General features: G+C 49.6%; 12 protein-coding genes and 1 pseudogene. 5 read left to right on the top strand and 8 right to left on the bottom strand.

Annotated elements, in window-relative coordinates:
- Window positions 1-268: 268 nt before the first annotated feature.
- On the bottom strand, window positions 269-499 hold the full coding sequence (locus QLH52_RS18130; protein ID WP_319962478.1) for a hypothetical protein: 231 nt from the start codon (window positions 497-499) through the stop codon (window positions 269-271).
- Between the two features lie 290 nt (window positions 500-789).
- Between QLH52_RS18130 and QLH52_RS18125 the strand changes: the two are divergent.
- Window positions 790-928: pseudogene (locus QLH52_RS18125) on the top strand (D-glycerate dehydrogenase); the annotation flags it as partial.
- Window positions 929-968: 40 nt separating this feature from the next.
- Here the strand turns inward: QLH52_RS18125 and QLH52_RS18120 are convergent.
- The 7 genes from QLH52_RS18120 to QLH52_RS18090 form a co-directional block, all read right to left on the bottom strand.
- Entirely contained in the window at window positions 969-1,691 is a 723-nt protein-coding gene (locus QLH52_RS18120) for a hypothetical protein (RefSeq protein ID WP_319962477.1), read from the bottom strand.
- 96 nt (window positions 1,692-1,787) lie between these two features.
- Complete coding sequence (locus tag QLH52_RS18115; RefSeq protein ID WP_319962476.1) at window positions 1,788-4,046, bottom strand: cytochrome c peroxidase; 2,259 nt, start codon at window positions 4,044-4,046, stop codon at window positions 1,788-1,790.
- A gap of 129 nt (window positions 4,047-4,175) precedes the next feature.
- Window positions 4,176-5,093 carry a hypothetical protein gene (locus QLH52_RS18110; protein WP_192395884.1) on the bottom strand — a complete coding sequence of 306 codons (918 nt, stop codon included), beginning with the start codon at window positions 5,091-5,093 and terminating at the stop codon, window positions 4,176-4,178.
- Window positions 5,094-5,716: 623 nt separating this feature from the next.
- Entirely contained in the window at window positions 5,717-6,514 is a 798-nt protein-coding gene (locus tag QLH52_RS18105; protein WP_101051963.1) for a hypothetical protein, read from the bottom strand.
- A 421-nt stretch (window positions 6,515-6,935) separates the two neighbouring features.
- On the bottom strand, window positions 6,936-10,271 hold the full coding sequence (locus QLH52_RS18100; protein WP_319962475.1) for a DUF3570 domain-containing protein: 3,336 nt from the start codon (window positions 10,269-10,271) through the stop codon (window positions 6,936-6,938).
- A complete protein-coding gene (locus tag QLH52_RS18095; protein WP_230410270.1) occupies window positions 10,258-10,371 on the bottom strand; it encodes a DUF4266 domain-containing protein in 114 nt (37 codons plus the stop codon). The genes QLH52_RS18100 and QLH52_RS18095 overlap by 14 nt, the downstream gene beginning before the upstream one ends.
- 127 nt (window positions 10,372-10,498) lie before the next feature.
- A complete protein-coding gene (locus tag QLH52_RS18090) occupies window positions 10,499-10,942 on the bottom strand; it encodes a TlpA family protein disulfide reductase (protein ID WP_253734681.1) in 444 nt (147 codons plus the stop codon).
- An 869-nt stretch (window positions 10,943-11,811) separates the two neighbouring features.
- Here QLH52_RS18090 and QLH52_RS18085 point away from each other — a divergent pair.
- The 4 genes from QLH52_RS18085 to QLH52_RS18070 all read left to right on the top strand — a co-directional run bounded on the left by QLH52_RS18085 (window position 11,812) and on the right by QLH52_RS18070 (window position 18,239).
- Window positions 11,812-12,774, top strand: a complete 963-nt coding sequence (locus QLH52_RS18085; protein WP_133120648.1) for a hypothetical protein — start codon at window positions 11,812-11,814, stop codon at window positions 12,772-12,774.
- A 62-nt stretch (window positions 12,775-12,836) separates the two neighbouring features.
- The gene (locus tag QLH52_RS18080) at window positions 12,837-13,652 is read left to right on the top strand and encodes a VPLPA-CTERM sorting domain-containing protein (protein WP_319962474.1); all 816 of its coding nucleotides are present in this window, start codon (window positions 12,837-12,839) and stop codon (window positions 13,650-13,652) included.
- 219 nt (window positions 13,653-13,871) lie between these two features.
- Complete coding sequence (locus QLH52_RS18075) at window positions 13,872-15,401, top strand: tetratricopeptide repeat-containing sulfotransferase family protein (protein ID WP_319962473.1); 1,530 nt, start codon at window positions 13,872-13,874, stop codon at window positions 15,399-15,401.
- Between the two features lie 687 nt (window positions 15,402-16,088).
- On the top strand, window positions 16,089-18,239 hold the full coding sequence (locus tag QLH52_RS18070; RefSeq protein WP_319962472.1) for a c-type cytochrome: 2,151 nt from the start codon (window positions 16,089-16,091) through the stop codon (window positions 18,237-18,239).
- The last annotated feature ends 183 nt before the right edge of the window (window positions 18,240-18,422 follow it).

Here is an 18,422-nt window from a genome sequence, read left to right as displayed (position 1 = left end):
AGCGCGTCTACATCAATTCTCAAGACCGGCTGAGTAACTTTACGACAGCTTGAGGGCTTCGATCATTTGGCTGACGCCAAATTTTCGGCTTAAAAAAACTTAAGTCCGACGGGCTCCTAGGGATCATCTTGTTTGGCGCTCAGAGCCGGCATATGCAATGCCTAACCAATATGCCTGTTACCCACTTTGGATGGCGGCATTTTCTTGTGCATACTTTTGCCCGGTTCAAAGGCCTTGGGATCTAGCCCGGCAAACTGACCCACTCGCGCTAGGACAGGTTGGCCGGTAGTAACAACAGCTCGCCCATCAAAGCAATGGCGCTGGTTTGGTTAATGCCTGTTGCTGGTAACAAATTCAAAATACGCGATAGCTCCGAGTGAGCCTTGCCCCCAATCATCGCTTCCGTAACCAACGCAGTAATGCGTTTTTCCAATTGACTGATCGCCAGTTTGGCATCGCGCAGCAACGCCTTCGGGTTTTTCTGCGTCGAACTCAGCACGTACAGATGGTTTTGTCGGCGGCCTTCTGACCGGGCAGAGCATCAATGCGACGAACAAACCCACGTAAAGTCAGGCGTTGATTGATGGTCGTGCCCAAGCGACAAAAACCCATGCGCTCCACATATTTCATCAGGGTATTGGCATCGACAGCGTCGGTTTAATACCTTGGTAAAGTGTTGCGAGGCCTAGGGATTGCCCCACATCTCGGGAATACCGGCGTCATGCGACGAAATCGCCAGATCGAAGTGGTCAATGCCGGCACATCCAGGCAGCCCTTGATACCGGCTAATTGACGCTGGACAATGCGTCAACTCCTGCCCCATCTGGGCAGCGCCACGATTGCAACGCGCACCGCGATGGGGGAAAAGGTGCTGGAAAATTTACAGGCCTATTTCACAGGCGAGGAACTTCCGGATAGAGTGATCTAATCCGGCACAACAAACCATGAACCGGCTTATCCCTAACGCTTTAAGCAATGGTGGGCTGTTTACGTTTTTTAAAACCCAAAATTCCCAGCAAGCCTACTAAAAACGACCAAACCGCAGCGGGTAATGGCACTGGTGCAGCCAGCATAGTACTCGCAATTTTAACGTCAGCCGAAAGCGTTTCCGATTCACCGGGATTGAGTGAAAAACTAAATACTCCGGAACTGCCATTGACAGTGAACTGCTCGGAAAAAGGCACTGAAAGCGTGGCGTTAAGACTATCGAAACCGCTAAAAGTGTAGTCTGAGCTGTAATAATCAAGATAGACATCGCTGTCGGCAGTTTCACCGGCAACTGCAGCATGAAGTATATAGTTCAGCGTTAAATCGACATTGATTACAGCCGTGCTGGAATTAAAAAAATTCAAACTGAATACACCGTAATGCTGCGACTTAAACTCACCGGCATTGTCTTGACCGCTCACAGAAAAGCTTAAGGGTGTGTCAAGAGTTAAAGGAAACAAACCGGCACCGTGGCTTGACGTAACCGTACCATTGTCGGCAATCAAGAAAGAGTCCGGACTACCCAACATTTCAAAAGATCCGTCGATATCGAGTCCGTCAGCGCTCGAAGAAAGACTGTAAGTGAGCGTGGCATAATTACTAAATACGCTTACCGCATGAGCCTGCTGCCCGTAAAACACCGACAATATTGCGACGACCGTCGGGTAAAAAAATCTAGCGCTTCCGTTATTTGCAAATCCCATGTTGAGAATCCTAAAATCTAAAGTTCAAATTGAATGTGGGCTAACGCAAAATCTGATCGCCCCAGCCCACATCTTTAACACCTTGTTTACATACAGCTAAGGTGCCAAGTAAGTATCGAAAGGCCGAATCGGGTCTTGCAAACCATTCGCCCCCACTGCCGGTATGGTCATGGTTTCTTCTATCGCCAGATTGCTGTTCAACGGATTACCTGGAGTCACGGCGACATTGTCCCCGGAATGTCCGTGCGGTACGACAATTTCCGGATGATCGAACGGTGCTTTGTCGTAGCGAACTCGTTCATCGGTGAGCGTTTTCAGAAACTCAATCAAATCGGCTCGTATCGATGCGGGCTGGCCGGACAGAGCGATCTGATTGACAACGATATGCTTGTTATCATTGTTGAAGTTACCCTTTCTGGAATAAAACTCAAGGACTTGCTCCAAAGTAGACATACTGCCGTTGTGCATATAGGGCCCAGTCAATTCAATGTTACGTAAAGTTGGGATTTTAAACGCAGCCTTGGTGGCAATACTCATTTTCTCTGTCGTCAAGTTCGCTAAAGCCGCAGCGGCTGTGGGAATGTAAGCCGAGCTGGCAACGGTACAGTTTTGGTTTCGCAGCAGCCCTTCTTTGCTACCATCTGCGATAATTCCGTCAGCTACGCCAAACCAACGAGAAAACGGTATCGCGTTATCCGCCAAAGCTTTAATGAAGTCACAGGCTTGCAAAGTCGAGACTCCCGAATCCAGCACACCAGCTGGATTATCGAGCAAGTATTGGACATATTGCTTGGTAAATGACAAAGGATTGCCAAAATCGTCCACGCCATCAACACCGACATCAGAGTCCGGGTCCGCTACGCCAGTGTTGGCAAAACCTAAGTCCATCAATTTGTAATAGCTGGTAGCGCCATTTCGAGTAGTGTCCCGAGTCACAACATTCGCGGCTGGTGTGATACCGCCGATTCTGCCGCCGTCACCGTCACCGATAGCATTCGAACCGTAAGGAATAGGTTGACTAAGCGGTCCATAATTCATGCCCGGCGTAGGCGTCACCAAACTGGCATTGGTAGCTACCGCTGCAATGCTTAAGGTCGGCCCACCATGGCACAGTTGACAATGGTTGCCGGTAAAAGCCTCAAACCCGCGTGTCAGGGTATCAATTTTTTCCTGATCGTACCCTAAGTTAGTCCAAATAGGCTCCAAGCTATCGGGATCGCGTGCGGTCAAATCGATTGGGGCCTGGTCCGAAATTAACGTGCCTTGGTATAACTGTAATGCGATACCGAAAAACATCGAAAAATTGGCTTCCATTTGGTCGTAAGGGGCTTGTCCCTGACGCCCCCCGAAAGGACCGATACCGCTATAGGACCAGTATTTCTGATTAAAAGCTTGCTTGATTAGTGCTTTATAAGTGGTATTTAGGCCGGGCCGCAAATTTCCAGCGCTGCTTAAACTATACGGACCAAGCACGCTATCTTCGTTGTGAACCTTTTGGTTCTGCAGCGGCTGCCTTAACAATAGTTTTCTTCCGATATCGGGCCAAACTCGCTGCCTGCATCCCATTTCCGAATCACTCAAAGGCGGAGCAACCGCTAGAGAGGCCAATGAAGAATTGACCAAATGTAAGCGTGATTTTTGAACATTACGCGCATTGACTTTCTCCCAGACACCGGCCGTCGGGTCACGGTCGCCCCATGGACTACTGCCGTTAAACACGTTATTGGCTCTGCCGTCCCAAAAATTGCGATGATTAAAAACCGCGTTGATCACGGTTGGCGCGTTACGCGGCTCAACCCGCCGCGTCCCAATACCATTCACGTGAAACACCGGATCAGCGCCTCTGCCGCATTGATCGTTATTGCCACTAAACTGTGATGCACTAATGAAGGTTCCGCTAAAAGTACCTGCCGAAGACACTACATCGTCGGAATTAAAGGTGACCTGACTCGCTGAATTTAGCGGATCGCTATATCGACGTAGCGGAAAGTCGGCAACGCTGAGTTCGTGATTGGGACCACCCAAGCCGGTCGGCAACGCTTCGAAGGTCTGCCCGCTGGGCTGAGTACTTTTTTGACCAGGATTGATTTGATTTTTGACGCGGCTATCCGCGCCGGCATGGAAATGACAAGAACCGCAAGCCATGCCATCGCTGCCGACATTGACATCCCAAAATAACGCTTTACCTAAAGCGATCGCTTTATTCTTGTCCACAACAATTGGATTTGGACCATCGGTAAGTCCCGGCACGGGCGGAACCGGCACACGTTGCAGCGGCATAGGCATAGGCCCATGGGCAACTGCTGCCTGCGACACGACCAAACAACACATAATAACAATATCGGTTAATCTCATTTTTTGCCTCTAAATTAATCCTATCCGTCGCTTGATCAAGTGTGCCGCAACATTGCCACCAACAGCCAACTCGCCAAGTCGCCAAGTCTCGTTGCAAGAGCGGCGAATTCACTCTTGCAACAGTAGCGTTTACCGTGAAAACTTACTCGAATTGCGCTTACCAAAGCCCAACAAACCGACCAAGGCACTACCAAATAGCCAAACAGCACCAGGCAACGGGACTGGAGCCGCAGTGCTAAGATTCAATCGATACCCAGCGTGCGGGTTAAAGTTACCTTCTCCCGAGTTACCACCCAGATATATTGAATAAACCTGTCCGGCAACTGCGGTAAACACCAATGCGTTCGTAGCATCTACGGTCGCGTCATGCGTCAAATAGGTTAGGCCGGTGGTGCCCATGGGGTTGTCCGCGGTAAAACTGGTCTCGTTCCAACCCGCATGGTGGCTATAGTTGGGGGTTGTAGCCTTGGATGTATCCGTATCCATGCCGGTAAAAACCGTAACACCAAAATTGCTCCACGACTTATCGGGCTCGGAAACATTAAACAGTGGCGTTAACCTGATGGATACTTCGGTGGTAACGTCGGATTTGAACAAGCCTATATCGGTATTGTGCGCCCAGCCGGTAGAGCCATCGAACCAAGCACCTTTAGCTGTATCGATATTAGCCAAGTACGTTGTACCCGCCACTGGACCCCATGCAGTGCCGTAGCGCGTCGCGGCATCGGCTTGCGAAATCTCCAAAGAATCTCCCGCAGCCGTGACATGCGCCGCCCAGTTCGCAATCGACAAGCCTTCGTAGCCAAACGGCCTTACCGCACCAACTGTTCCCAACCAAGGCAAAGGGGTTCCGGTATTAGTACCATTGTTATTGCGAGTCCAGCCGTCGGTAGATAAGGCCGCTGCATCGGTAGGATTACCGTTGGTAATGGGCTTATTGGTGTTATACATCGTGGTGGAGGCTGAAGCATTTGATACGCCAGCGAGGGTTATTGCGCCGCCAGCGATAGCTAAAGAAATAGCTTTGGCAAGTGTGTTTCTTATCATCAGATTTATCCTAAAAAATATGTCCTAAAAAGTTACTACTGAACTAGACTGCTAATGACAAAAAGGCCATTGTTGATCCCTTACGCTAAGCATCAACCGAGAATCAGCAAAAACGATGCCATAGCGAAAAGCCTTATAAAGCCTAGCCTTAACCAACAATAATCAGACCCCAGGAAGAAAAAACAGGTTAAATCACTTATTTAAATATGGGAATTGGCGCTAAAGAGCGCCGGTGGGAATGCAAGACCAACACCGAAAGTATGGTCAGTCACTTGTGAACAAAATAATGCCGTTTTTGGTTAGATCAATAGCGGACCAAAAAACGTCCTTTGCAAATTAGACTTCATATTTTTCACAGTCAACGCGACAATTATAAGACTTTGGTCTAATTTACTTTTTACCAACAAGCGCCTTGTTGGTCGCAAATGTTCCATAAATTAATCTATGTTATATACAACATAGATTTACAGGCATTTACCCTATTTTCGAGCTATTCAGTCAACGGCGAGCAAGCCATTTTCAGGGACTACTTTATAGCTACCACTTCCATTCCGCTACAAACAAAGAAGGGCAAGACGAACTCGCCTTGCCCTTCAGTTCAAGCAGAATTTCAAATAACCAGCTTAAATCATGGCTTTTCTGCGGCCTTGCGCAATCATGCCCAACAAAGCGGAACCGAACAACCACACCGCGCCAGGAACCGGCACACTTGAAACAGGCGCATCCAGGGTGATATCGTCAATACGAATATCCCAATCAGGATAACTGCCCAAAGCATAGTTGACAGTTGGGCTATGATTAAAGCCCTGGAAAGTCAGCCAGAACGCGCCTATATCACCCCAATCGGAATCGGCAGCCAACAGGTCACTTAAAGTGACGTTCTGATCGAAAGTACCATCATTAGCTACGACATAGCTAGCGATAGGTGCAGTATTACCGCCTTCCGGGTCACTGCTTGAACCGGCACCGCCACTAGTTCCACCGGCAACAGTCAGCAAGCCGTTGTTGATAGCATTGCTGTAACCGTACAGCACGAAATTGCCACCCGCCTCGCCATTGGTTACGTTCAGGTAGATATTTTGCAAGCTGAAGTTGGAAAGATCGGCCATACGCACATATAGGCCGGTGGAATCCGGATGGTACTGCGCTTCGCGATCACCTGAAGTACCTTGACGATGATAATGAGCGCCGGAATCAGTAGGATCGCCCACAGTACCCACTACGATACCGTTTTGAGCGAAGCAATTGGAATCTGGACAGCCACCGATAAAAGCGCCAGTTGTTTCATTGGCGTTACCATAAGTAGCCGCTGTCATTCCTTGGAAATCGACAGTCGCCGCTTCAGCATTAGTCGCTAAAGCCGCCGTGCCAACCAAAAATAAACCACCCAAGGTCTTGAGTGTAAAAGCTTTGTTCATCATCGATAAAATCTCCATCAGATAAAATCATTACACAACAGACCGATGGCCTGTCATTCAGTTTGAATGTCCGGATTTCGGGGGATTGGACATTTACATTCAAAAGCGCTGGTCAAATCTATTTTCCACTCCACCAACGGCAATCCATGGGAGGCTAAAACCTGGCTTACCGAATTTTTGAGGTGTACGACGATTTGTTCAGCACTTGCATCAGGGAATTCCGCCTAGAAAGCGGGCTTAGCCAGCAGATTTCCCGACAAAGCTAAAGCAGTTATCATGCCATCCTTAGGAAATCATATGTTCTGCGGGCTCCACGGCTTTCGCTCTGGCGAAAAAATCGAATAATTGAGCCATATCACTTATTTTCTGAAAAACCGAGGCAAAGCACTTACATATTTGCTGAGTGGCTAAATACCAGGCCTTTCTAAAACGCATAATTCCAAGTAGCCGACAACACACCTTCGCGCTCCAGCTGGAAACCGTTAAATTTGTCGGCGACAGGCTGCTGCCATTCCACACTAAAGTTGTGACCTGCCATCGCACCATCCGGCACGTTCAGATTTAGACCGAAGCCAACATCCCAGAATTTACCGCCGTAGTTGGCTGGACTGTCAACCGTCGCACCCGAAGAGCTTATTCGATTAAACGCACCGCGTATTTTGCCCTGGTCGGTATAAATACCGCGCAACGTGGCCGAGAGCCAAGTGGACACGCTATAGCCACCCCAAGCCGTGGCCTGAAACATGTCACCCAAGGCGTAACCCGATGGATTTCGGTCCTGTAAACGCTTGGTACCGCTAAGTTGAGCACCCCAACTCCAATCGCCAATTTGACCGGTATAAGTTAAACTGGGCTTGAAGTCCCAGGTACCGCTACCAAGTTGCATGCCGTAATCTTGTAACTCGCTGTCCGGCTCGTCTCTACCATCCAGCGTCACACCCACATCGCCGCTAGGCGCACTAACGCCCACACCGGCATGCACATGATGACCGGGCGCATCGAACACCTTGACCATCGCCACCATCAGCGTGTCACCCAAACCGTGACTTTCGTGCCCAGCCCCGTGTGCAGTCTCTGCAACCGCTCCCGGCAATTGCTCCAGGCTCATGTTCATATCCATCAACTGCGGCATCAGCATCAGATTCAGCCAATCAGTAGGTGCGTACATCAAATCAAGCATATGCATGTGCATACCCATTTCGGTCGGCCTCGAGATACAGCTGGTTGTACCGCAAGCATAATTCAACACAGCGCTGTCACCGGCGGCATGCGAGCCTTGATACATACCACCGGACTGATTGGCGTACATGTATCGGTAACCTACCATGATGTCGTCCGCACTATTCATCATATGCGCGAACATCACACCAGCCGGGGCCGATGCGCCGTGATTATGGTGATGATGGTGATCGCCGGCGCCACCGCCGAAAATTTGTCCCGGTGCCGATAGCGCGATATTGAGTCCTGCATGCGCCATCCAATAACTAAAATCGGCGTAATCACTTTCGCCACCCCCACCCAATTTCAGATTACCTTGATGGGTGTAATACTCCATGCCCAATTCCAGTTTGATACCACGATTGAAATGCTTGGCTACGGTAACACCGCCGCTCAGGGCACCATAGCCGGAAAGGCGGAAATCGCTGGAATACATCCCGTCGGCGCGCGGTGCCAAAAAATACGGCGCGAAAAAATCGGCCTGGGATTGCGAGTAATAGCGCAGACTAGGCGTAACGGTGAGTCCGAAAGGCAGTTTTTGCAGCCACTTCATTTCCATAGTGTGGGAATCAATGCCCCAGTCATCCCGAAAATAACGATAATCCATGTGCAAAGCGGCGTCGACCGCCGGGATATATTGATTCAGCCGGGTAGAGAAAGAAAATTGATTCCTCAGATTTGGACGAACTTCGCGGAATAAATCGATACCGACAATTTCCAGATTTGTAATGCCACTCCAGTTTACGGTTTCCGGCGAATTAAACATCTCATAATATTCTTCGGCAGTAACTTCGCCACGTACGTACACATATTTATAAGGGTTGCTAAGGTATCCGCTTTGCCGGGTGTAGTTGGCCGAAAGTTGCAATAATGCATTCTTATTAAGCACTTGGGACAGACCAAGATTGAACCCATTGGACTCACTAGACTCATCAAGCTCAGGATAAATCGCCGGATTGTGGCCCGGATCTTGTGAATGATGATCGCTGTGCCCACCACTGCTTCGCGTAACATCATTGTGGGTGTAACTATAACCAGCCGAAACAGTGGTAAGTTTGTTATTGAATTCCTGCGAGAAATTAACCGAACCGAAGTTTGAGTTGAAATCGGGCTCGTTCGATTGACCGCCGGAAACCCCCAAAGTAGCGTCATCGAAATAATATTTGGCGCCGAATACGGGTTGCGTGCGGGTTTCTTGCGGCTGAGTCTGGAACGTTTGCTTGACCCGAGTGTTGGGTGGGACAACTTGGTTCAGAAAATTGCGGTAAATACTGATCAAGGCGCTCTTTTCGAATGCCGCCTTTTGTGCGGCCGCATTATCAATTATAGCTTGACGCTGAGATGCTGACGCCGTTTCAAGACTGCTCTGATATGCACTATAGGCCTGCAGCCATGCAATTTGTTCCGGTGTTGCGTTGGCAAATTGCGCTGGCGCAAGATTGATGTCGTCAACCCTCAGCTCAAAATCAGCGCCTGAATTTGTCACATCTTGTATATAACCCTTGTAATGAATCCACAGCGCATTAATATTCGAGAACGAAGAATCAAGAGCCAAAATGCCGGTATGGTTGGTGGCAACTTGTTGATAAGCCACTCGATTCGCGTAATTTGCGCCATCACCCGTGCTCAAGTTTTGATTCACTGCCGAATTAAAACCGAGGATTTCCCAGACATCATTAACGCCTGAGCCATTTGCTTGCAGACTGTTAAAAAACATATTTGCAGCGCGAAAAGCCTTACCATCCAATTCGCGGATATAAATGCCCGATGAGTCGGCATGGTATTGGATTTCACGATCTGCAATTGTGCCTTGTCGATGGAGATGCCCGTCGGGGTTTAGAGGATCGGAAATTGTGCCGACTACAATGCCATTTTGTTGATAACACCCCGCTCCACCCGGGCAGAACCCGCCAGTATTGGTATCAGCCTTACCGTAAACAGCCGCGTTTACTCCCTGAAAATCGATAGTAACTGCGCTGGAAATAGTTTGTCCCCAACCCGCCGGAAAACCGGGTGCTGGATTAGCAGTTTGATACTGGGTAAGCAGTTGATCGGTATTCGCCGTTATAGCAGCGGTACCCTGCTGGATTAAATTCAATTCGAGCTGTTGGCTTTGGGATCCTATGGCTGTATAGGCTTCGAATGGTTCTTTAAATGACATTACACCTTGATATCCGGCCAACTTGGTCGGATCTACTCCGCCAGAGGCAGCCGAAATCACATCGGCACGATTCTGGTTTTGATCTATTTTCGCTTGGTTCGCCATCACCTCGGGCATACTGAACGACGGTGTCGCGCCACTGTATGTATCCCGATCCACGCTAAAGGTAAACTCCAGGCGATCCGACATTGGAATCACAAAATCGCCGTGATATACCTCTACGCGCATTCGGTTATCGCTTTCCTGATAATAGCCGTACTGCGCGTTGGCCTCTGCCTGGGTCGTCGGCGTTGCCGCATGACTATCCAGCCCGGGCAATCCTAACGCTGCAGATGTCAGCGCAGCTAAAACCTTGTTTTTTTCGAGCTTAGTTGCAGCCACAGCCGCCTCCCGAACCGCCGTGTCCACCCTGCGAGGCTTCCTTGCTGGTAAAAATATGATCTCGAAAAGCTTCCCTGTTTGGATACGGTGTGATCGCCATTTCGTCTTTGGCAAGATTACCTCTTTCCCAAGGAGACACGGCGCTACAGCCAAAACATTGAGTCAATACAATCAGAGCTAGCCCTTTGCATATAAGCGAAACAATCCGATTGTTATCCAACAACATCTTATTCGCTCAATAACTGGGTAATCTGCTTGCGCAACCCTTCTCTGTCTTCGTCGCGAAAGCCCAAATGAATCATCCGAATTTTGCCTTGTTTATCGACGATAAATGATGAGGGCATGGCTGTTACTCCGAAAATGCGCGGACAGTCGCCTTCTGGATCAAACGACATCGGATAGTCGACTGCGGCGGACTTCAAGTATTCTTGCGCAGCCTCGATGTCTTCATCGACATTAATTCCTATCACTTCAAAGCCGTCCTTGAGTTGTTCATTACGTAATCCGTTCAAAAATGGCATCGCTTTTCGGCACGGGCCGCACCAGGTCGCCCAAAAATCTATCAATAACACTTTGCCCTTGTAAGCGGAAATATCTAGCCGATTAGTCCTATCTGCGCTAGTTGCGGGGCAACTCGGCACCGAACTTCCTATCTCTGCGGACAACACCATACTGCAATGGGCTATGAGGCAAAACGCTGCTACGACTTTTAATTTCATGGTCTGGGTATGTCTATAATTTTGCTGTTATTGCCGTTTAGTTTTTTGAACCTGCAGTCATAACCAACGCCTCCCGGCCCAGGAAAAGACTACGGACTACTTTTGCAAGCAATACACAATCGACATCTTTCAAGATAAGCCAAGCTCATGCTTGCTGCTACACCAAATTTTGAGCAAATACTATGCCACAAATAGTATTGCGAATTATAAAACTCTAAAAACCAGGCAACCGGTCCGGTTGCGGCATGTGAACCTGTTACAAATACGCATATCGAAGTTCGTTAAAAACCGTAACAATCTGCCCAGTAAACCAGCAAAATCAAAGCGTTGCGGTGTTCCTATCGGAACCGCCTCCTAGATGCTGTACGGTTTTAATACGTTCGAATATGCGCAATCAGCAATTCGAATAACGTTCATTTGCAGACATTGAGCTCTGCATTCAACCCAGATTGTCCATTAGAGGCTGAATCGCCCTAATATCAACAAGTTACTCTAATGGCATCCATTAGAAATCGTCAGAATTCGGTGTATTTCTGGCGAATGGATTATTTGGGTTCAAGTTTAAACTTGCCTGGCATACCGGTTTATACGTTAGACAAAAAGCCAAAAATACTAGTAATCACCCGCAATTACGTTGATACGTAGCTATATAACATAGTTTAATTATTATCCTTTCAAACCTTTGCTGGCTGAATCACCTCATGCCCTCAGCCGACCCCTGATTCAGCCGTTTATAAGATTGTGGCCGACGAAATGTCTAACGAACATGGTACGGATATTGCGGCAGCTTTTGACGTATTGCCTATCCTACGTTGCGACCTATGACCCACTGTTTGATTCCACTGAGCTCTAGCCTTAAAACACATCAAGGACAGGCATGTTCTTTGATTTTCATGCCTCTAAAACTTTTCAAGGAAAAAATCACTATGCAGAAATCGATATTTCGCTGCCTGACTACCAGCAGCCTTATTCTGGCGAGTTCGCAGTCCTTGGCAGCAATTACGCCGCCCACCTTACCAACCGTGATTGGATTCAGCGCCTTAGGTACTGCAACTGCCGGCAAACCCGATCTTCCGGCAAACCCTGCAACAGGCGGCTGCCCAGGGCCCTCGGCTATTTACGGCACATGCTACCAGGAGGACGGTTTTCTGGTGGGAGTGGTTTACGAGGGAGGCGGCGAACATATTCATAGCGCGACAGTTAGCGGGAACAAACGCGCTCAATATCATGCCGATTCCACCGGCATATACATCAGGGCTAAAGACAGTTCCGCCTTTAGCCTAGATAGCATGGACTTCTTTGCCCCGATTAATGCCGGCAACCCTATTTACGGCGATAATCCAACTTATACCGCCTACGATGACGGCAATGGCGGACAGTACTTGGTACCCGAGCCAGTTTCTTCTAGCCCCGACGACACAGCCTTTCTAGGCGACAACGAATATTGGGAAATTCTGGGCTTTAATAACGCTGCGAATCCAGGCCTTGCCGGCGCGACCAGCGACGGCACCAATTACTCGACGCGCGTGGCGTATCAAACTGTCGCTAATGGCTTCCAAGGCAATTTACTGCTCAACGAAGACTTTCGAAATATCAATGCCTTCTGGATCCATTACCACGGCTTTCCCCGCGTTCCGGACATCGGAATCAGCTTCGGCATGCAATTAGACAACGTCAATATTTCCACGGCAGTGCCGATTCCAAGCGCAGCTTGGCTACTTATCACCGGCCTCGCAGGCATATGGACTGCTGCCGGAAAACTCCGTGACCGAAGTGAGGCTTAAGTAGGCTATCGGCATTTGTGAAATCTTTTACAACTCCCTCTTCCCCCAACCTGAAGATATTTATGAATAAAGCAAAACCGGCTTTAGCGGTAATTTGGTTAGCAATGCTTGCAGCAAGTAGCCATGCCGACGCGGCGATTACCGCCCCAACCTTCGTCGACTTCGGCGTAAAACCCGATAGAGCTTCGCCGAACCCGGTACTACCGGTTGGCGCCTATTACGGCCACGCCAACACCGCCCCCGGCGCCGATGGCACTTGCAATACCACGGCATGCATTTATCAGAATGGTCTTGTCGTCGGCACATTGTCGGAAGCAATCAATACCGGGGGGCATCTACATGCACTGAATTCCGTGACGGATTCCGAGGTGTCTTACCATGCTGATGCACCGGGTATCTATATAAGAGCCCTAGACTCGACCGCGTTTAGTCTGCACAGCATACAATTCAAAGCACCTTACGCCGCCGAAGGAAATCCTTATGCCGGCGGAACGCCAATACCGGAAAATTTTGATCCGGCAATTCATTTTTACGAAATCATAGGGTTTAGCAGCGCCTTGAACCCGGATTTGACCAATGGCGACGGCACCCACTATAGCAACCGAGTAGCCTATCAGACAGTTGAAAATGGCTTTTCCGGAACGCTGGCACTGAATCAAGACTTTGCGAATGTCGCGGCGGTCTGGATACATTTCCATGGCGCGCAAAGCGTTGAGGATATAATCGAAATCGGCGCGGAATTCAAAGTGCAAATTGACGATATTGCCGTAGATGCACCAACAGCAGTACCCCTTCCCGCCGCGAGTTGGATACTCGGCAGCGGACTGTTAGGCTTGATTTCGATTGCCAGAAAAAACCGGCAGCCGACATCACGCTAAGTATGCTCACAACCAGGTGATAATAGCTGGCGCGGCTAAGATATAATCAGTGTCAATAACGTATTGAAACCCCTGCGGCAGGAGGCCAAGACAAATTACAGCAAACCGCAATCCCCTAAAGCACCTCACGTAATTGATTTAAGCGAGTTTTGCAACTTCGCTTAACAATAAAAACGCCCCCGCAGACAACTGTCATTCGATTTTATAGCGATAAACACCATGACCCCATTCATGCAACTCGGCCAGGCCGCCGTCCAACAGAAAAATTTCAGCGAAGCCGTGGCATGGTTTACCAAGGCAGCGGCGGAAAGCCCTAAAGATCCGCAAATCAAGGCCTGCCTGGGACAATCGCTATGCTGGCTGGGGCAGCGCGAGGAAGGCTTGGCGCACCTCCATCAGTCCGGGCAGCTGCTGTTAAAAAAATCCCGTAAAAGCCGCGACATTGGCCTGGCTCTGGATATGGTCGACCAATTGCAGTATTGGAACGATTTTCCCGGTGCACTGGCGTTATGCAAACAAGCCGTACAAATCAATCCGGGGCAATTGCGCGGCTATCAATTGCTGGCCTTGACCTATTCTCGTTTAAATCAGAAAAAACTCGCCCTCGCAGCCGGTAGACAAGCATTGAAATTGGCGCCGAACAGCGCAGTACTGGCGATTTTACTCGCCACTCTGGAAGCTGCTGATGGCCTACACCAAGGAGCCAAACAACGCTTGGAAAAGGTATTGCAAAATGCATTATTGACCACCGAAGAAAGGTTCCGAGCCCATAAAGAGTTGGCCCGCATCCTGGACAAGCTTGGAGAATATGAACGGGTTTTCCCGCATTTGCATGCGGCCGCCGAACAGGCACCGCATCTGGCGGAAGTAAAACGCCAAGACGCCGGTTTAGTGCCAAAAATGCTGGCAACGCATAAGACGGAATTTGATAGCGAACTACTCGGTCGCTGGGCCAATACCGAATTCCCCGCCGACCAACCCGCACCGGTTTTTCTGTTGGGCTTTATGCGCACCGGCACTACGCTGACCCAGGAAGTGCTGGCCTCCCATCCGGAAATTTTTGTCGCTGACGAAACCGACTTGGTTATCTCGATGGCGAAGGAACTTAAGCGAATATCGAATGAACAAGGAAGCGTCGCCGAGCAACTACGCAAGCTCGATTTAGCAGGCGTGCTGCACTTACGTGCGTTTTACTGGCACCGGGCCCGCGCCTTGTATGGCGATAAGATCGGCACCCGATTATTGCTGGATAAAACCACGATGAACACCATCGATCTGGGCTTGATCAACTGCATCTTTCCAGACGCCAAACTGGTATTTTTGCTGCGCGACCCGCGTGACGTTTGCTTGAGTTGCTTCATGCAAACCATGTTGCCGACGCCGTCAACGGTGCAATTGCTGAGCTGGGAGAGTACTGCCCGGTTTTATGCGCAAGTCATGGACTGGTGGCTAACTATCAAACCCAAACTAACGATGGATTATATCGAGTTCCGCTACGAAGATGCGGTATTTGATTTCGAACTGGCATTCCGAAAGGTATTTGATTTCATTGGTTTGGAGTGGGATCCGGCGGTCGCCGAATTCCATAAAAAAGCAGCCGGCAAGTACATCGCCAGCCCTAGTTTTAGCCAGGTCGCGCAACCTTTATATTCATCATCAGTTGGCCGTTGGCAGCATTATCGGGCGGAATACACTTCCATCCTGCCTGAACTGCAACCATTTATAAACGAGTTTGGCTACGAAAATTAGTTTTAATTGAGGACTGGGGACGGGATTCATATCCCGGAACCCGGCCTACTCAAAGCGATTGGTTTTGCCAGCCATTAACCTAGAACAGCCGATCCACATCAACTGAACACAGTTACGTCGCAAGCCACTCAGTCCGACCGCAAGGCCTCGATAGTCTGCAATTTAAGGTAAATAACCCAATTTCCGACACGCTAAATAGCCAAAACTCGTCCACCGGAAGAGCTCACCCCCCAAAACCGGATAAATAATGCCGGAATTTGCAGAACAAAAAAATATTTCCCAACAAAAGCCTCTAAAACATACCCTCTAGCGAAAACTTACAGCACTTTTAGCGCCGGCAATCTAAATGACTGTGTCATATAACGCATAGATATGGCATATGACACACTTATCCAAAAGCTAGAAATTTGACATATCGAAAAAATCATCTAGCGACCCGAAGAAGCTTGTTTTCAGGTGAATAAATCAGAATCAAATAAATCCTTATCATTGATTTATATAGGATTTTTCAACAAGATAACGATAAAACACAATCAGGCATGGCTATTGCTTTGGCCTGGGGGATGCCGCGCTGGAACACAATTTAATTGGTTACCATGATCAGAAACATCCGGAACCGTGCTTTCTATCAAATCCCGTCGTTGTGCGCCGCATCAGCCTTATTTAGCTCAACCCAGGATTATAAGCATGAAAAAACAATTAAAAATTCCCTTGGCTTTTGTCGCCGCCATCGCCTTGGGCTATGCTCTTACCCCCAAACCGGAAGCCCCCTTCACCGGCCACGGCAATGTCGATGCCTTAAGTAAAGTCTACGAACGCTGGAAAACCGCACACGAACAACGAGGAAACTTAGAGGTTTTGCGTGTCGGCTTGGGTTTTTCGCGAGCGCAATCCTGGCAATTTACCGCTGCCAATGGTGAAGCGGCATTGAATCTGCTGAATGGCCAATTAAGCGTGGCGGTCAGCGGCTTATCCAATCAGGAAGAATACGATGTTTGGCTGCTGGATAATCACAAATCCGGCAATAACCTAAACGACAAAGCGGTCAAAATTGGCCCATTGTCAGCCCATGAAGATAAACACTTACTGACAACCCAACTGGACCGCGACCGCTTCACCGGCTTTACGATGGATGCCGTCGCGATTACCAAGGCCGGAGAGACACCGCAAACCGGCGGCCTGTTATTCGGCTCACCAAGCTTGCTGCAACGGCTGTATTACACCGAACGCTATTGGCCGGCGGCAACCATAGGCGCCGTAACGACAGAAGAGAACGCCCGCCCCGCACAAGCGGCGTTCGAATTTTTATTGCCCAAAACCGCGCAAGCTGCAGTAACTTCGTCGGCGGCCACCTCGCCCGAACAACTGACGCAACTGATCGCCACCGGGCAACAGCTGTTTACCGAACAAACCTTTAACGGCAACGGCCGTACTTGCGCCACTTGCCACAGGCCGGACAACAACCATACCATCGATCCCAGCTACATTGCCAAGCTGCCGAAAACCGACCCGCTGTTTGTAGCCGAAACCAATCCAGTATTAGCCGATCTGGAAAAACCGGCGCTGCTCAGACAATTTGGTTTGTTCGTGGCCAATGTCGATGGCTTCGATAGGCCGCCAGTCATGCGTAGCTCCTCGCATCTGCTAGGTATTGCCAACACCCTGACCTTCGAAAAAACCATCAACCCAGGTTACGGTAACGGCGAATTCACTCAGGATACGGATTATTTCAACGCTCACGACCCTGAAGCGCAGCAAGCCGGTACGCATACTCATGCTATCGGTTGGTCTGGAGACGGCGCCCCCGACGGCGGGTCGCTGCGAGATTTCGCCAAGGGAGCCATTAAACAGCATTTGCCCAAAACCCTGATTCGCGCTGAAAACATCGACTTTAGATTGCCTACCGAAGCCGAGCTGGATGCGTTGGAAGCTTATATGCTGTCTCTGGGCCGCAGTGAAGAAATCAATCTTGCCAATATGTATTTCAAGTCGCCGCTGGTGCAAAACGGCTTGCTGTTGTTCAACACCAAAAACAATCCCAAACTTGCGGATGGTACGGTGTTATTCGGCACTACCGGCAACTGCAACGGCTGCCACTCCAACGCCGGCGGCATCAGCTCCACCACCAACGCCAACCCAACCCGCGACACCGGCGTCGAGCGCATGCGCGACCAGTTGCATCATCTAGCCGATCCAAATCTGGCCTACGATGGCGGTTTCGGACAAACGCTACAAACCGATTGCGGCCCGAACTTTAACGAAACCTGTTACAGCGACGGCAGTGTCGCACCGGCCGGCACCACGACGCGCCCAGCGGGACATCAGGGATTGAATCGTTTTAACACGCCATCGCTGATAGAAGCTGCCGATACCGCGCCGTTCTTTCACAACAACAGCGTGACCACGCTGGAAGAGACCGTAGCGTTTTACAGCTCGGATGCATTTAACAGTTCTCCGGGTGCATTCACCTCCAGCAAAGCCAACCGCCAAGGCAAACTGGATTCGTCGCAAGTGATTGCCGTTGCCTTGTTCCTGCGCTCCATCAACGTGCTGGAAAACATCCGCAGCTCCAATCTTTTGGATCAAAAAGCGATTACGTTGAACGGTGACCAAAGCGTCAAAACCTTGAAATTGGCAATTGCCGATACTCAGGACGCTATCGACGTGCTCAAGGAAGCTGTCATTAATCCCTATCCGGATGCGTTAGACAAACTGCAGCAAGCGCTCTATTACGAAACACAGGCAACGAACAAGCTTTATCCAAACCGCACAACGCTCATGCAAAACGCGATAAACCTAAAGAATCAGGCACGAAGCATGATAGTCAGCGGCGGTTAGCACCTGCGGGCCGGGACGGACATGTTCCAGTCCCGGCATTTCGGCAAGCTGTTAGCCTAAGCTTTAAACAAAGCCTCTCCTGCGCTAGCCGACGCGCAGGAGAGGAACCGGATTCCCGTTCTTACGGGCGTAGCAACGCCAGGGAATTTAAAGGCTGGATTAGCAAAACCCACTCGCCCGGCA

It is taken from the genome of Methylomonas defluvii, from assembly GCF_033949435.1.
GTDB classification, from domain to species: Bacteria; Pseudomonadota; Gammaproteobacteria; order Methylococcales; family Methylomonadaceae; genus Methylomonas; species Methylomonas defluvii.
This window is presented reverse-complemented; position numbering and strand designations above follow the sequence as displayed.

What these genes read in the sequence shown, in the direction of transcription:
- QLH52_RS18070 (WP_319962472.1), top strand. Translation starts at nt 16,089, where the DNA reads ATGAAAAAACAATTAAAAATTCCCTTGGCTTTTGTCGCCGCCATCGCC.
- QLH52_RS18085 (WP_133120648.1), top strand. Translation starts at nt 11,812, where the DNA reads ATGACCCACTGTTTGATTCCACTGAGCTCTAGCCTTAAAACACATCAA.
- QLH52_RS18120 (WP_319962477.1), bottom strand. Translation starts at nt 1,691, where the DNA reads ATGGGATTTGCAAATAACGGAAGCGCTAGATTTTTTTACCCGACGGTC.
- QLH52_RS18080 (WP_319962474.1), top strand. Translation starts at nt 12,837, where the DNA reads ATGAATAAAGCAAAACCGGCTTTAGCGGTAATTTGGTTAGCAATGCTT.
- QLH52_RS18115 (WP_319962476.1), bottom strand. Translation starts at nt 4,046, where the DNA reads ATGAGATTAACCGATATTGTTATTATGTGTTGTTTGGTCGTGTCGCAG.
- QLH52_RS18105 (WP_101051963.1), bottom strand. Translation starts at nt 6,514, where the DNA reads ATGATGAACAAAGCTTTTACACTCAAGACCTTGGGTGGTTTATTTTTG.
- QLH52_RS18110 (WP_192395884.1), bottom strand. Translation starts at nt 5,093, where the DNA reads ATGATAAGAAACACACTTGCCAAAGCTATTTCTTTAGCTATCGCTGGC.
- QLH52_RS18095 (WP_230410270.1), bottom strand. Translation starts at nt 10,371, where the DNA reads ATGGCGATCACACCGTATCCAAACAGGGAAGCTTTTCGAGATCATATT.
- QLH52_RS18090 (WP_253734681.1), bottom strand. Translation starts at nt 10,942, where the DNA reads ATGGTGTTGTCCGCAGAGATAGGAAGTTCGGTGCCGAGTTGCCCCGCA.
- QLH52_RS18075 (WP_319962473.1), top strand. Translation starts at nt 13,872, where the DNA reads ATGACCCCATTCATGCAACTCGGCCAGGCCGCCGTCCAACAGAAAAAT.